At 75.1% G+C, this 15363-nt stretch carries 11 protein-coding genes; 3 read left to right on the top strand and 8 right to left on the bottom strand.

What is annotated here, in order from left to right; all coding sequences use genetic code 11:
• The first annotated feature begins 26 nt into the window (after positions 1-26).
• Together NMQ01_RS03730 and NMQ01_RS03725 are read left to right on the top strand one after the other, a co-directional pair.
• Positions 27-932, top strand: coding sequence for a hypothetical protein (locus NMQ01_RS03730; protein ID WP_255185530.1), 906 nt, complete (start codon positions 27-29; stop codon positions 930-932).
• Positions 929-2239 carry an AarF/ABC1/UbiB kinase family protein gene (locus NMQ01_RS03725; RefSeq protein ID WP_255185529.1) on the top strand — a complete coding sequence of 437 codons (1311 nt, stop codon included), beginning with the start codon at positions 929-931 and terminating at the stop codon, positions 2237-2239. Before NMQ01_RS03730 ends, NMQ01_RS03725 begins: the two co-directional genes overlap by 4 nt.
• A gap of 34 nt (positions 2240-2273) precedes the next feature.
• Here the strand turns inward: NMQ01_RS03725 and NMQ01_RS03720 are convergent, their stop codons facing one another.
• From NMQ01_RS03720 to nudC, 6 genes are all read right to left on the bottom strand, one after another.
• Positions 2274-2852, bottom strand: coding sequence for an HhH-GPD-type base excision DNA repair protein (locus NMQ01_RS03720; RefSeq protein ID WP_255185528.1), 579 nt, complete (start codon positions 2850-2852; stop codon positions 2274-2276).
• Between the two features lie 131 nt (positions 2853-2983).
• Positions 2984-3112 carry a hypothetical protein gene (locus tag NMQ01_RS03715; RefSeq protein ID WP_255185527.1) on the bottom strand — a complete coding sequence of 43 codons (129 nt, stop codon included), beginning with the start codon at positions 3110-3112 and terminating at the stop codon, positions 2984-2986.
• A 26-nt stretch (positions 3113-3138) separates the two neighbouring features.
• Positions 3139-3405, bottom strand: coding sequence for a WhiB family transcriptional regulator (locus tag NMQ01_RS03710; RefSeq protein ID WP_255185526.1), 267 nt, complete (start codon positions 3403-3405; stop codon positions 3139-3141).
• Between the two features lie 130 nt (positions 3406-3535).
• Positions 3536-3706 (bottom strand): hypothetical protein, encoded by a 171-nt coding sequence (locus tag NMQ01_RS03705; RefSeq protein ID WP_255185525.1) that lies wholly within the window; start codon positions 3704-3706, stop codon positions 3536-3538.
• Positions 3707-3843: 137 nt separating this feature from the next.
• Entirely contained in the window at positions 3844-5997 is a 2154-nt protein-coding gene (locus NMQ01_RS03700) for an ATP-dependent DNA helicase UvrD2 (protein WP_255185524.1), read from the bottom strand.
• 58 nt (positions 5998-6055) lie between these two features.
• The gene (gene nudC / locus NMQ01_RS03695) at positions 6056-6964 is read right to left on the bottom strand and encodes an NAD(+) diphosphatase (RefSeq protein WP_255185523.1); all 909 of its coding nucleotides are present in this window, start codon (positions 6962-6964) and stop codon (positions 6056-6058) included.
• A gap of 102 nt (positions 6965-7066) precedes the next feature.
• Between nudC and NMQ01_RS03690 the strand changes: the two genes are divergently transcribed.
• Complete coding sequence (locus NMQ01_RS03690; RefSeq protein WP_255185522.1) at positions 7067-8551, top strand: phosphotransferase; 1485 nt, start codon at positions 7067-7069, stop codon at positions 8549-8551.
• A gap of 322 nt (positions 8552-8873) precedes the next feature.
• Here the strand turns inward: NMQ01_RS03690 and NMQ01_RS03685 are convergent, their stop codons facing one another.
• The gene (locus NMQ01_RS03685) at positions 8874-12164 is read right to left on the bottom strand and encodes an ATP-dependent DNA helicase (RefSeq protein WP_255185521.1); all 3291 of its coding nucleotides are present in this window, start codon (positions 12162-12164) and stop codon (positions 8874-8876) included.
• Complete coding sequence (locus NMQ01_RS03680) at positions 12161-15313, bottom strand: ATP-dependent DNA helicase (protein WP_255185520.1); 3153 nt, start codon at positions 15311-15313, stop codon at positions 12161-12163. Before NMQ01_RS03680 ends, NMQ01_RS03685 begins: the two co-directional genes overlap by 4 nt.
• Between the last annotated feature and the right edge of the window lie 50 nt (positions 15314-15363).

The raw sequence follows: 15363 nt of genomic DNA, 5'->3' as shown, positions 1-15363 counted from the left end.
TCGTCCACCTCGTCGAGCGAGCCGCCATGCCCCACCCGTCGCACCCTCCCCGCCCACCACGCGGGGCGCGCCTGCACCCCCTTCGTCGTCCTGACGGCAGCGTCCAGCTCGGCACCGGGCCGCACTCCGCCCGGCTCCTCGGGCTGACCGACGCCGAGGTCCGCTGGCTCGCGGCCCTCGACCCGGGGCAGGCGCTCACCGAGTCGCTGACGACCGCCGCGCTCGAGGGGGTCGACCCGACCCGCGCCGCGGACGTCCTCGACCGGCTCGTCGGGCTCGGGCTCGTCCGCCCGGTCGACCCCGAACGCCGACCGCGGGTCGCCGTCGTCGGTGCCGGCGCGCTGCCCGCGCTCCTCGCCGACGTCCTGCGGCAGGGCGAGCAGGTCGAGGTGACCCGGGTGCGCCCGGGCGGGGAGTGCACCGCCGACGACCTCGCCGTCGTCGTCAGCCCGGCGCCGGCCGACCCCGCCGGCATCCACCCCTGGCACGCGGCCGGAACCGACGTGCTGCCGGTGTGGTGCCAGCCCGAGCACGCGAGCATCGGGCCGGTGCTCACCCCTGCCGGCGGTCCGTGCCTGCACTGCCTCGACCTCACCCGGGCCGCCGCCGACCCCGACTGGCCCTATCTGCGCGCCCAGCTCGTGCGACCGCGCGTCACCGGGCCCGAACCGACGGACGGGCTGCCCGCCGTCCGGCTGCTCGCCGCCGGCCTGACGACCGCGCTCGCCCTCGACCACCTCGCGGGTCTGGTCGCCACCCCGGAGTGGTCCTTCGAGGTGGCCACGCCCGGCCCCACCCTCGAGCGGCACCGGTGGCCCTCCCACCCGGGCTGCCCGGGGTGCGCGCGGACCGGGGGCGCACCCCCGGCCGACACCACGCCCGAAGGGGGGTGCGCCGCAGCGTCAGGGTGGGGCGACACAATGGCCGTGTGAGCCAGATCCCACGACGAGCCGCCGGGCGCGCGGCACGGTTGGCAGCCGTGCCCCTCGGCCATGCCGGCCGCAGCGCCCGCGGCGTCGGGCGCCGCCTCACGGGCACACCCGCCGACGTCGTCACCGAGGAGATCCAGCGCCGCACCGCGGAGCAGCTCTTCGCCGTGCTCGGCTCGCTCAAGGGCGGCGCGATGAAGGTCGGCCAGGCCCTCTCCGTCCTCGAGGCCGCGATGCCCGAGGAGATGGTCGAGCCCTACCGCGAGATGCTCGTGCGCCTGCAGGACGCCGCTCCCCCGATGTCGACCGCCGAGGTCCACGAGGTACTCGCCCGCGACCTCGGGGCCCGGTGGCGCGAGCACGTCGACATCGAGGACGCACCGGTCGCGGCCGCGTCGATCGGCCAGGTGCACCGCGGCATCGCCGCCGACGGCCGGGAGGTCGCCGTCAAGGTGCAGTACCCCGGCGCCGACCGGGCGCTTCGCTCGGACCTGCAGCAGATCGCCCGGCTGGCGCGGGTGGCGACGACGTGGATGCCGGGCATCGACATCAAGCCGGTGACCGACGAGCTGCTCGCGGCCGCCGACGAGGAGCTCGACTACGGGCTCGAGGCGGCCAACCAGCGGGCCTTCGCCCAGGCCTTCAGGGACGACCCGCACGTCGCGGTCCCCGACGTCGTGCTGCACACCCGGCACGTCATCGTCGGCGAGTGGCTCGCCGGGGCACCGCTCAGCCAGGTCATCCGCGACGCCGACCAGGACGTGCGCGACCGGGTCGGTCAGCTCTACCTCGAGTTCCTCCTCGACGGGCCCGGCCGGGCTGGGCTGCTCCACGCCGACCCGCACCCGGGCAACTTCCGGCTCACCCCCGACGGGCGGCTCGGCGTCATCGACTACGGCGCCGTCGCGCACCTACCCCACGGCATCCCCCCGGTCGTCGGTCGCCTCGTGCGGCGGGCGCTCGCCGGTGACGCCGAGGGTGTCGTCGACGGGCTCCGCTCGGAGGGCTTCATCCTCCCGGGCATCGAGGTCGACGCCGACGAGGTGCTCGCCTACCTGCTCCCCTTCGTCGAGCCGCTGCGCGAGCCCGAGCACGCCTTCACCCGCGAGTGGCTGCGGGCCGCGGCCCGCGGGGTCACCGACCTGCGCGCGCCCGAGTTCGCCACCGGGCTGCGGATGAACATGCCGCGCGAGTACGCGATGATCCACCGCGTCTTCGTCGGGTCGACCGGCGTGCTGTGCCAGCTCGGCGCGACGATCCCGGCCCGGGGGTCGATGGAGCGGCTGCTGCCGGGCTTCGCCGACGGCTGACGCCCGCCCCGTGTTCGCATTTCCTCGAGGGGCGTCAGCCCTTGGCGGCCTTCGCCTTGGCCTTTGCGGCCTTCTTGTAGTCCCGGACCTCCTGCAGCGAGGTCTCGTCGGTGACGTCGGCGACCGAGCGGCGCGAGCCCTCCTCCGCGTAGGGGCCGATCGCCTCGCGCCAGCCGGCCGGCTGCACGCCGAGCTGCTTGCCGAGCAGGGCGGCGAAGATGCGCGCCTTCTGGTCGCCGAAGCCTGGCAGCGCCTTGAGGCGCTTGACGATCTCGGCGGGGTCGTCGGTGCTCGTCCAGATGCGGGTGACGTCGCCGTCGTAGTCGTCGCGCACGACCTCGGCGACGGCCTGGATGCGACCGGCCATCGAGCGGCCGTAGCGGTGCACGGCCGGCGGCGTCGCGCACAGGTCGGCGAACTTCTCCGGGTCGGCCGCCGCGATCTTCGCGGGGTCGAGCGACCCGAAGCGCTCCTTGACCTTCGCCGGACCGGCGAAGGCCCGCTCCATCGGGAACTGCTGGTCGAGGAGCATCCCGAGCAGCAGGGCGAAGGGGTCGGAGGAGAGCAGCTCGTCGGCAGTCTCGTCCTGGGCGATGCGCAGCGTGGTGGCCATGCGCACCAGAGTGCCACGTGCACTCCCTTCGCCTCCCGCAGCGCAGACGACAACAGGCCCCACCCGGGGCATCGGGTGGGGCCTGTCGGCCTCTCGGGCGGAGTCGTGATCGACGCCGCCGGCGATCCTGCTCATCGGAAGCTCAGGTGAGCGGGTCGGGGGTCGTGGCGGCGAGCCAGCAGCTCACGGCGCTCACGCTCGGGCACGTAGGCCAGCGGTCGGTCCGTGTGCCGCAGACGCGGCATCTTGGGGAACTTCATGGTGTCTCCTCCTCTCGGTCTCTCGCTCAGGCGGGGATCGGGTGCTTGCGGGGGCGGCCACGCGGCCGCTTGCGGGGGATGACGCGTCCGGCGTCGAAGAGCTCTCCGCCCCAGACACCCCAGGGCTCGCGGCGCTCGAGCGCGCCCTGGAGGCACATCGTCTGGAAGGGGCAGTCCTGGCAGAGCGCCTTGGCGTACTCGACGCCGGCGGGCGTCTCGGCGAACCAGATCTCGGGCTCCTCCGCCTGGCACGGGGTCAGGCGCTGTATCGGTGGGTGGGTCAGGGTCGTCACGTCGGGTTCTCCTGGTGGCGTGTGATGCGTGGGTGGCGGGTGCTTGTGGCGGTGCCGGGACACGACGAAGGCCGCGGTTCCCGGTGTCGGGATGCCGCGGCCTGAGAAGGAGGACCTGTGAGTCCGTCTCCTAGACGGGAGGTCCTGCAGGGCGCGGGTCCACGACGAAGGGGGTCTTCGGCTCAGCGGCCAGGGTGCGGCCACGGTCGATGAAGACGCCGGTGGCGTCGCCGATGCAATCGGCGGACGGCACGAGGGCAGCCCAAGACTCCGGGATGAGGTTCATCGTGATGTTGTCCATGGGTCCTGCCCTCCTCTCGTCGACGCGCTCTCGGATCACACGCGATGGCGTGACCGACTGACAAGGACCAACGTAGAGCACGCTTCTCGTGCGCGCCACCGAATTAAATTTCGCGTGCCGGTCGAGGTGGTCCCGGGTCAGTCCTCGGGCTCACCGACGGCGGCCTCGGCGACCTCGTCGGGGTCCGCTCCGCCGACGACGGCGAGGACCTGGTCGGCGTAGAGCGAGAGCTTGCGCGGGCCCACCCCGCTGATGGCGGACAGGTCACGCTGGTGGGCCGGCTCGGCCTCCGCGATCGCCTCGAGGGTGGCGTCGGTGAAGACGACGAAGGCGGGCACGGAGGCCGCCCTGGACACCGCGAGCCGCCAGGACCGTAGGCGCTCGAAGGTCGCCTCGTCGTAGGTCGGCGGGCACTGCGGGCAGCGCCCCGAGGCCCGCTCGGTCGCGGTCTGCAGCTCGGTGCCGCACACCTTGCACACCTTGGGCCGGGCGGCCTTGAGCGGGCCGCCCGAGCCGCGAGCGGCCTTGGCGCGCTTGGGGGTCGAGCGCGCGCCCTCGCCGAGGATGCCGCTCGCCTGGTCGAGAAATCGGCTGACCCGTCGCGTCCCGCGGGCACCCGGGGTCCGGGCGCGCGCCCACGACAGGTGGAGGACCTCACGGGCGCGGGTGACGCCGACGTACATCAGGCGCCGCTCCTCCTCGATCTCCTCCGGCCCCTCGGCCATCATGATCGGCATCAGCCCGTCGGAGCAGCCGACGAGGAAGACGACGTCCCACTCCAGGCCCTTGGCCGCGTGGAGCGACGCAAGGGTCACGCCCTCGACGTCCGGCGCGTGCTGGGCGGCGATGCGCTCGTCGAGGTCGCGCACGAGGTCGGGCAGCCGCGCGTCGGGTGTCGTCGACGCCAGCCTGGCGGAGAGATCGACGAGCGCCTTGAGCGACTCCCACCGGGCCCGCACGGCGCCCGAGCTCGAGGGCGGGTCCTCGTGCCAGCCCATGCCGCCGAGCACGTCGCCGACGAAGGCGGGCAGTGGCTTGCTCCCGTCGTCGGTGCGGGCAGCGCCGCGCAGCAGCAGGACGGCCTCGCGCACCTCCTTGCGGGAGAAGAAGCGCTCGCCCCCGCGCACGAGGTAGGGCACGTCGGCGTCCGCGAGCGCGGACTCGAAGGCCTCGGACTGGCCGTTGGTGCGGAAGAGGACCGCGATCTCGCGCAGCGGTCGCCCCTGGGCGACGAGCTCCTTGATCCGGTCGGCGACCCAGGCCGCCTCGGCAGGGTCGTCGTCGAGCGCCGTGAGGCGGGGCGGCTCGCCGCCCTCGCGCTGCGGCACGAGCTCGACGGCACCGCCGCGTCGCTGGCCGCTCGGGTCGGTGAGCAGCCGGTTGGCCAGGGCGAGCACGGGCGGGGTGGAGCGGTAGTTGCGCACGAGGCGCACGGTCGCCGCGCCGGGGTGGGTGCTCGTGAAGCGCAGCAGGTGATGGGGGGTGGCGCCGGTGAAGGAGTAGATCGTCTGGGCCGGGTCACCGACGACGCAGATGTCGCCGCGGCCGCCGACCCACAGGTCGAGCAGGCGCTGCTGCAGCGCGTTGACGTCCTGGTACTCGTCGACGACGAAGTGCCGGTACTGGTCGCGCACGGTGCGGGCGATGTCGTCGCGCTCCTCGAGGATGCCGACGGTCAGCAAGAGCACGTCCTCGAAGTCGATGACGCCACGCTCCCCCTTGACCTCCTCGTAGGTCGCGATGAGCCGGGCCATGGCGGTGTGGTCCATGCCGGGTGCCTCGCGCTGGTCACGTCGGGCCGCGGCCGCATAGCTCTCGGGGGTGAGCAGCGAGACCTTCGACCACTCGATCTCGGCGGCGACGTCGCGCAGCTCGCTGCGGTCGAGCCGCATGCCCATGCGGGAGGCGGCCTCGGCGACGGCCGGCACCTTGTGCGCCATGACCTCGGGGGCCGCGCCGCCGATGGCCTGGGGCCAGAAGTAGTGCAGCTGCCGCAGCGCGGCGGCGTGGAAGGTGCGGGCCTGCACCCCGACGACTCCGAGGTCGCGCAGGCGGGTGCGCATCTCGCCGGCGGCGCGGGCGGTGAAGGTCACGGCGAGCACGCGCTGCGGCTGGTAGGCGCCGGAGCGCACGCCGTAGGCGATGCGGTGGGTGATGGCGCGCGTCTTGCCGGTGCCGGCACCGGCGAGCACGACCATGGGTCCGCTCGGGTTGGCCGCGACCTCGCGCTGCTCGGGGTCGAGCGCCGCGAGGATGTCGTCCGCGGTCTGCGGGTCGGCCGAAGAAATCACCCCGGCACTCTCTCACCCGCGCCCGACACCCGTGGTCCCCGGGCCGCGGCTGCGGCCGTCAGGCCACCTCGTCGAGCCGCTCCCCGAGCCAGCCCTCGATGAGCCGGGCCGAGATCGACAGCCGGCCGGCGGCGCGCAGGTAGCCCTCGCGCAGCTCGCGGCGGAAGTCGTCGCGGGTGAACCACCGCGCCTCGGCGATCTCGTCGGGCTGCGGGGTGATCGCCGTCGTCGTGGCGCGGGCGGTGCAGCCGATCATCAGCGACGCGGGGAAGGGCCACGGCTGGTCGGCGACGAAGCGCACGTCGGTCACCTCGACCCCCGTCTCCTCCCCCACCTCGCGAGCGACGGCGCCGGCGATGGTCTCGCCGGGCTCGAGGAAGCCGGCGAGGACGGAGAAGCGGCCCTCCGGCCACCCGACGTTGCGCGCGAGGAGCAGCCGGTCCTGGTCGTCGGTGACCGCCATGATGACGGCCGGGTCGGTGCGCGGGTAGTGCTCCGATCCGTCCTGCGGGCAGCGGCGCACCCAGCCGGACTGCACGACCTCGGTGGGCGTCCCGCAGCGGGGGCAGCGGGGGTGGCGCACGTGCCAGTTGGCCAGGCCGAGCGCCGTGGCGAAGAGCGCCGCCTCGGTCGGCGGCAGCTGGACCGCGACCTCACGCAGGGTGGCGAAGGGGGCGGAGTCCAGTCGCTCCTCGCGGGGCACCGGCTCGCCGGGGGGCGCGGGGTGGCAGGTGGCGACGTGGGCGATGCCGTCGACGAGACCGAGGTGGACGAGCAACCCGTCGGCGTCGTCCGGCTGCGGTGGGCGCAGCGCCAGCCGACCGTCGGGGCGAAGGGGGGACCGGTCGCCGCGCAGCTCGAGCACCCGCGTGGCCGGGTCGGCGAGCAGGCGCGGCAGGAGGTCGGGGTCGGACCGCCGCTGGCCGTCGCGGTCGATGTCCGAGGCGGTCATGGGCAGGTCGCGCATCGGGTCATGGTCCACGTCACCCACCCTAGGCCCGGGCACGGATCCCCGGCTCGGAGGGCGTTGCTCCCCGTCTCGGGGCCGCCGGGCTCGTACGGTGGGCGGGTGACCTCTCGTGGACCGCTGACTCTCGCCGCTCTGGCCAGCGCTGCCGTGCCCGGCCTGGACCCCGACTCGGTCGAGGGGGTCGTCACGCCGTCGGTCTCCCCCTTCGACGTCGCCTTCGTCCAGGACCACGACCACCGCCGGTGGGTGGTGCGTGCTCCCCGGACCCCTGCTGCCTCGGCGCAGCTCGAGCAGTCGGCAGCCCTGCTGGCGCTGCTCGCGCGGCGACTGACGATGCCGGTGCCTGCGGTCAAGGGGTGGGCCGCGCTGCCCGAGGGTGGGCGCGCGTGCGTCAGCAGCTACCTCACCGGGCGGATGGTCGACGTCGCGTCGATCGCGCCCGGGTCCACGCTCGCTGCCGGCCTCGGGCGGGCCCTGGCGCAGCTGCACAACCTCGACGTGCGCATCTACGAGGAGGCCGGCGTCCCCGTCTACGACGCTGCGGCCTACCGGGCCCGCCGGCTCGCCGAGCTGGACCGCGCGGCCGCGACCGGCCGGGTGCCCACCGGGCTGCTCGGTCGGTGGGAGGGCATCCTCGACGACGAGTCGCTGTGGGGCTTCACCGCCACCCCGACCCACGGGGCGATCGGTCCCGGCACGATCCTCGCGAGCCCCGACGACGGCGACGAGCCGGACGTCAAGGGATTCCTCGGCTGGGAGTCCGCGCAGGTCGCCGACCCCGCCGACGACCTCGCGCCCCTGGTCGGTGAGCTGCACCCGGAGGCGCTCGACACCGTCCTCGAGGCCTACGCCCACGCCCGCGTCGAACGCCCCGACAAGCACCTCCAGCGCCGCGCCCGTCTCGTCCACGAGATGCAGCTGGTGCGCACGATGATGGTCGCCGTCGCGGCTGGCGACGACGCCGGCGCCGAGCGTCGCGCCGCCGAGCTGCGCCGCCTCGACGAGCAGCTGGCTGCCGAGGAGGAGGCCGAGCGCGCCCGCCTCGAGGCGAAGGGGGCGGACCGCGCAGCCTCGGCCACGGCCGCGTCGGGCGACGCGACGTCCGCCACGGACGACGCGAGTGCGGACGAGGCGCGTGCCGACAAGGCGACGGCTGCGGACGGGAACGCTGACGAGCAGTCCGCCCCGGCACCCGCGGCCCGGTCCGCCCAGGTCACGCAGCCCGTGGCCACTGCCGCGGTGGCTGCACAGGCCACCCCCGACGCTGACCCGGAGGACTCTGACGCCGACGAGGCTGTCGAGGTCGAGCCGGCACCGCCCGCCCAGCCGGTCGCGGTCGCTGCGCCCCTCGACGCCGACGGCGAGGGCGAGGGCGACGACGGTCAGGACCACCCCCAGCAGGACAGCGACCTCCAGCAGGATGTCGGGGCCAGCGAGGACAGCTCGGGCGGAGCCGACGAGACGGCCGCCAGCCTGCCGGAAGCACCCCGTCGCCCCGGCACCGACCACGCAACCGCCGAGATCGTCCCGATCAACGACGAGGACGACGGCGACGACATCATCCCGGTCCACCCCCGCCGCTGACGGACGGCGGCGTCCGGACCAGCGCACCACGATCGGGCTCTCCGCCCACTACGCCGTTGCTCCGTACTCCGGGCACGCCCCCACCAGCCCACCCCGACCGGGCTCTCCGCCCACTACGCCCTTGCTCCGTACTAGGGCACCGAGCCGGCCTGCCGTGCGAACCGCCGGCTCATCCGCTGGCTCATCGGACGGAGCAGCGGCATAGGCGCTCCGCACCCCGACGTCCCTGCTCCACCGGGCCGACGCGCCCCCGGCTCACCGTACGGAGCAGCGGCATAGGCACCGCCGCGGCCCACGATCGGGCGGCGGCGGCCGCCCCCGATCAGGCGACGACGTCGCCGAGGAGGCGGACCACCTCGTCCTCGTCGAGCAGGCGGGGTCGGGTCGTCTCGCCGGTCGCGGCGTGGAAGAAGGCGCCCCGGACCCGCTCGGGGTCGAGCCCGCGCCAGCGCGCATAGGCGATGCGATAGGCCGACAGCTGCACAGCGCGCACCTCGGCCTCGGGGCCGCGGGGCGGGCGCCCGGTCTTCCAGTCGACGACCGTGACTCCCCCGTCCTCGTCGGCGAAGACCGCGTCGACCCGCCCCCGCACGGCGTGCTCGCCGAGGACCGTCTCGAGCGAGAGCTCCACCTCGAGCGGCACGCGGTCGGCCCACTCGCTGGCGAGGAAGTGCTCCTGCATCGTCGACAGGTCCGTATCGGCCAGCGAGTCGTCCGCGCTGCCCGGTAGCTCGAGCACGTCGACGAGACCGGCATCGGCGTAGTGCTGCTCGACCCACGCGTGGAAGGCCGTGCCGCGTCGTCCGGCCACCTGCGGCGGCTGCGGCATGGGGCGCCGCAGGTCCATCGCGAAGGCCTGCGGGTCCCGCGCGAGCGCGACGAGCTGCGAGGTCGACAGGTGGGCCGGCAGGTCCACGCCGACGTCCTCCCCCCGCGCCCGACGGCGCTGCTCACGCTCGGTCAGCAGCAGCCGCATCGTGTCGTCGATCGGGTCCGGCCCACCGTCATCAGCGTCGACGCCACCGGCGCCACCTCTGTCGGCAGCACCAGCGCGCGCAGCCATCCCTGCAGCCGCCGCCTCGAGCCCGGCCCGCTCGGGCGCCGGCTCGGCGCCGGGCCACACGACCTGCCGCTCGACCGCCAGCGAGGGGTTGGGCTCGTCCTTGGTCTCCGGCATGTCCGTCCACTCGAGGATCTCGACCGGACCGGCAGCGCGCGCCTCGTCGAGGAATCGTGACTGCAGCCGCGGCTGCTGCCCCGTCGCGCCCCACACCCACGACCCGAGCAGCAGCTGGCTGCGCGCGCGGGTGAAGGCGACGTAGGCCAGACGGCGCTCCTCGAGCAGCCCGTGCTCGCCGTTGGCCGCGCGATAGCGCTTGAGCTCGTCCTGGAGCGCCTTCGTCTCGCCGAGCGACAGGTCGAGGTGCGGCAGCCCCTCGCGGTCACCCCGCAGCGGGAAGGGCACGCCGTCGAGCCCGGTGATCCACCCCGAGTCGTTGACCTGCCCGACCACCCATGTCCCGTCGTCCTTGAGGGAGGCCCGCGACAGGTGCGTCGGGAAGACCCCTTCGGACAGGCCGGGCACGGCGACGACGTCCCACTCGAGGCCCTTCGCCGCGTGGCAGGTGAGGATCTGCACGGCGTCGGCGGCCGGCTCGACGACCGGCTTCTCCAGGCCCCGCTCCTGCTCGACGGCGGCCTCGATCCAGTCGATGAAGCCACCCAGCGTCGGGCGGTCGGCGCTCGAGGAGAACTGCGCCGCCACGTCGGCGAAGGCGTCGAGGTGCGCCCGCGCGGCACCCGGCGACCACTTCGGCCGGGCCAGCACCTCGATGTCGACCCCGAGCTCCCGCTCCGCCTCGCCGACGAGGTCGGGCAGGGGCATACCGGCCTGGCGTCGCAGCCGGGCGACCATCGCCCCGATCTGCTGCAGCCGGCGCAGCGCCGTGTCGGAGATCGACTGCCCGCCGTCACCCCGCCACCCCGGGTCGGGCAGCCGGTCGAGGGCGTCGACGATCGTGACCGCATCGTCCGGCCCGGGCGGAGGCGCGTCCTCGCCGAGGTCGTCCCGGGCAGCCTTGGCCAGCTGACGCGCCCACGCCCCCAGCCCGTCGAGGTCGGCCGGACCGAGGAGCCCGGGGGGCCCGGTGAGCAGCCGCATGAGCCGGTCGCCGCGGGAGGGGTCCTGCACGATCGTCAGCAGGGAGACGACGTCGGCGACCTCCGGCGTGAGCAGCAGCCCGCCGAGACCCACGACCTCGTGCGGGATCCCCCGCGCGGCGAGCGCCTCGGCGACGAGGGTGAACTGACTGCGCTTGCGGCACAGCACCGCCGCTGAGCGCCGGCCACCGGACCACCGGGTCTCGATCCACTCCGCGACGGCGGCCGCCTCGTCGTGGGCGGTGAGGCTGCGCATCACCTGCACCTGTCCCCGACCGGCCCCGGGCCGAGGACGAAGGGAGGTCACCGGCACCCCGCTCACGGCACCGAGCGGCCCGGCCACGGCATTGGCGACGGACAGGATCGACTCGTCGTTGCGCCAGCTCGTCGACAGGTGCTTGACGGGAGCGGCCTCCCCTTCGGTGGAGAAGAAGCGGGGGAAGGTCGCCAGGGTCGTCGCGCTCGCCCCGCGCCAGGCGTAGATCGACTGGTGCGGGTCGCCCACGGCCGTGACCGCAGCCGGCGGCTGCCCCTCCGGGGCGAAGAGCTCCCGCATGAGGACCAGCTGCGCCTCCGAGGTGTCCTGGAACTCGTCGAGGAGCACGACGCGGAAGCGGTCGCGCTCGGCCTGCCCGAGGTCGGGGAAGCGCGTCGCCAGGGCCGCCGCGAGCGCCATCTGGTCGGAGAAGTCCATGACCGAGCGCTCGCGCTTGACCTCGCGGTAGCGCTCGACGATCGGCAGCACGAGCCGCTGCTGCTCCATCGGCGTCATGACCTTGCCTCGGAAGTCCTTCGTGAAGTCCTTGCCTGCCGCCGCCACGGACTCGAGGTGAGCGAGGGTTCGGCGGGCGAAGTCGTCGACGTCGGCCGGCGTGCGCAGGTGCTCAGCGAGCTCGCCCGCCAGCGAGACCACGGCATTGGTCACCGTCGATTCGGTCTTGTCGATGTCCTCCATCGGGCCGTCCCACGCGACGACCACCTCGTGGGCCAGCTGCCAGGTGGCGGCCTCCGAGAGCAGGCGGGAGTCCTTCTCGTAGCCCAGCCGCAGCGCGCCCTCGCGGACGAGGCGCCCGGCATAGGCGTGGTAGGTCGAGATCGTCGGCGCGCCACCGAGACCGCCGGCGTCGGCCTCCCCGTCGGCCTGCGCATCGGGCGCCCACACGCCGGCCTGCTCGAGGGTGGCCAGCCGGCGGCCGACGCGCTCGGCGAGCTCGCCGGCCGCCTTGCGGGTGAAGGTCAGGCCGAGCACCTGCTCGGGCGTGACGAGGCGGTTGGCGACGAGCCAGACGACCCGGGCGGTCATCGTCTCGGTCTTGCCCGAGCCGGCTCCCGCGACGACGAGCAGCGGCTCGAGCGGGGCCTCGATGATCTCGCGCTGCTCGTCGGTCGGCGGGTGCTCCTGGCCGAGGGCCCGGGCGAGGTCGACGGCGGAGATGACGGGCGGGTAGCTCATCGCAGCCGCCCTCCTTCCTCGTGGGCGGGGCAGGACGAGCGCACCGGGCAGATCCGGCAGCGGTTGTCCTCGGGCTGGGCGACGAAGGTCGCCGCCGCCATCCCCTCGGCGGTGTCGGTGATCAGGTCGTGGAAGTGGCGCGGCTCGTCGCTGCTCGCGATCGGCTGCTGCTCCTGCACGGCATTGCGCGAGGTGCGGGCCCGGCCGAGGTGGACGAGCGCGGCCCCGGCACCCTCGCTGCCGTGCCCGACAAAGCCGCTCTCGGCGATGGCCACCTGGTAGGACCCGAGCTGGGGGTGCTCGGCGAGCTCGGCGGCCGTCGGTGCCGAGGCGCCGGTCTTGTAGTCGATGACCCGCAGCCGGCCGTCGGCGTCGGCCTCGAGCCGGTCGACGCTGCCGGCGAGCACCGCCCGACCGAGTTCGACGCGGAAGCCGACCTCGGTGGCGACCGGGCGCCACCCCTCGCTCTCGGCACGCCGGTGGTAGTCGGCCAGCCAGTGTGCCATGCTGCGCGCGCGCTCGAGCTTCTGGTCGGTCACCCACCCGGGCGCCATGCCGAGCTCCGGCCAGCGCCGCTCGAGCTCGGCGAGGAAGGCCTCCTCACCCGCGTCGCCGAGCTCGTGCGCGATGTCGTGGATGAGGGTGCCGACCTCCTGCGAGACGCTGCTCGGCCCGTCGCCGCCCGAGGACTGCAGCAGCCAGCGCAGCGAGCAGTCGGCGAACTGCGCGACCTTCGACGGGCTGACCCTCACCGGGTCCTGCGGACCCCGCACGGACCGGGTGTCGCTGAGGTCGCGCAGCGCCCACCACGTCGACGGCGAGGCGCCCGGCACCCCGGCGTCGGCGAGGTGCGCCAGCCGGGCCACCGCGCGGGCCACCTCGCCCGGGTCGGGGCTCGCGAGTCGCTGCCGGAGCACGGCGACGAGGCCGGTGAGGTCGAGCGGCGCGGGCACCTGGGTCGGCTCCCGTCGGCTGCCGTCGTCGGGCAGCGGGTCGACGAGGTCGAGGTAGACCGACGGCTGCTCGTCCTCGGCGGCCACTGCGGTGACGATCACCCGCTCGCTCGCGCGGGTGATCGCGACGTGGAAGAGGCGGGTCTCGTCGTGCCGGACCGCGGTCGCCGCCCCCGCCCCGGTGCGGTCGCGACCGGTGACGACGTCGACGAGGCGCTCGGAGCCCAGGAGGGATCCGCGCAGCCGCAGGTCGGGCCACACGCCCTCCTGCACTCCGGCGACGACGACCGTGTGCCACTCGTGGCCGGCCGCCGTCTGCGGGGTGACGAGGGCGACCGCATCGGCGTCGGGGCTGCGGGCGGCGAGGGAATCGGCGGCGACGGCCTGGCCGGCGACCGCGTCGAGGAAGGCGTCGGGGCCCGAGGCCGGCAGCGCATCCTGGTGCGCCGCGGCGGCGTCGAAGAGCGCGACGACGGCATCGAGCGCCCGGTCGTGACGGGCGCCCGTGGCGCCGCCGGCGAGCGCCGCAGCGCGCCAGGTGTCGGCGACGCCGAGGGCCTGCCAGAGCGCCCAGAGCACCGACTCGGCGGAGACCCCGGGCGCCCACCCCGTCTCGCTCGTGACGGCGGCCGCCCGCCCCGCGGCGAGGGCCACGGCGAGCCGGTGCAGCGGGGCGACGTCCTCGCCGAGGTGGGCTAGCCGCTCGGTGTCGAGGACGAGCTCGCCGAGCAGCTCGTCGCTCGTGCGCTTGCCACCGGCGAGCAGCTCCTCGTGGCGCAGCACCCGGCGCAGCCGGCGCACGGCGACGGTGTCGGCGGCGATGACCGGCGAGGTGAGCAGGTCGAGCACGTCGGCCGCGTCGAGCGCCTCGACCCGTCCGCGGGCGAGGTCGACCGCGGACGCGAGCAGCTGGAGCAGCGGCCGTGCCGCCGGCTCGTCGCGCACCGGCACCCGGTGGGCATCGCCCTGCACGGGCACGCCGCGAGCAACGAGGACCCGGCGCAGCGTCGCCTGCCGTGAGGAGCCGCGCACGACGACGGCGAGCCGGTGCCACGGCACCCCGTGGAGCAGGTGCGCGGCCCGCAGCTCGTGGGCGACGAAGGCCGCCTCCTGGGCCCCGGAGTGCAGCACGTGCGCCTCGACGATCCCGCCGCCGGCCGCGGGCGCCGCCTCGCGCTGCCGGCCACCGCCGAGCGCCGCGATCTTGGGGGTCACCCGCGCGGCCGCCTCGTGCACCGCCTGCGGCAGCCGGTGCCCGCGACCGAGGACGTGCGTCTCCTCAGTGCGCCCGGGCCAGACGTCGACGAGGTGGTGCGGGTCCGCCCCGCGGAATCCCTGGACCGTGGCGTCGGGATCGCCGACGAGGACGAGGTCGACGCCCGCCCCGGTGAGCACCCGCAGCAGCCGCGCGGCGGGAGCGGTGAGCTCGTGGGCGTCGTCGACGACGACGACCCGCATCCCCGAGCGCACCCGCTCGCGCGCCTCGGGGTCGTCCTCGAGCAGCTCGGCCGCGGCCGCGAGGACCCAGGCGGGGTCGAAGGCCCCCGGCCGCGACAGTGCCGTCACCTCGTCGTACTCACGGGCGACCTGGGCGGCGGCGACCCACTCGGGGCGACCGTGCTCGCGTCCGAGGGTCGCGAGGTCGTCGGGCGAGACCCCGTGCTCGATGGCCCGCATGAGCAGGTCGCGCAGCTCCTCGCGGAACCCGCGGGTCGTCAGCGCCTCGGCGAGGTCGTCGGGCCAGGCCGGTCCGCGGCCCGACTCGCGATGGCCGGCGAGCAGCTCGCCGAGCACGAGGTCCTGGTCCGCACCGGAGAGCAGCCGCGGAGCCGGCTGGCCGAGCAGGACCGCCTGCTGCCGCAGCACGGCGAAGCCCAGGGACTGCATCGTGCGGGCCATCGGCTCGGTCGTCGCGCCCGTGAGACCGGCGGTGACGGCGTCGCGCGCCTCGGCGGCGCCGAGGCGGGTCGCGGCGACGAGGAGCACCTCGTCGGGCCGGCACTCCCCCTGCCGCACCCGGTCGAGGACGGCGGCGACGGCGACCGTCGTCTTGCCCGTGCCGGGACCACCGAGGACCCGCACGAGGTCGGCGCGGGAGGCGACGGCCCGCGCCTGGTCCTCGTCGAGACGAAGGGGGGCGTCCTCCCCCTTCGTCGTCGGCCGCCGCAGGTGCACGCTCGTCAGGTCCTCAGCCACGACGCCATCCCATCACCTCGGCCCGACAGCCTCCCCCGCGCGCAGGTTGT

Origin of the sequence: Janibacter sp. CX7 (assembly GCF_024362365.1) — a bacterium.
Lineage (GTDB): Bacteria > Actinomycetota > Actinomycetes > Actinomycetales > Dermatophilaceae > Janibacter.
This window is presented reverse-complemented; position numbering and strand designations above follow the sequence as displayed.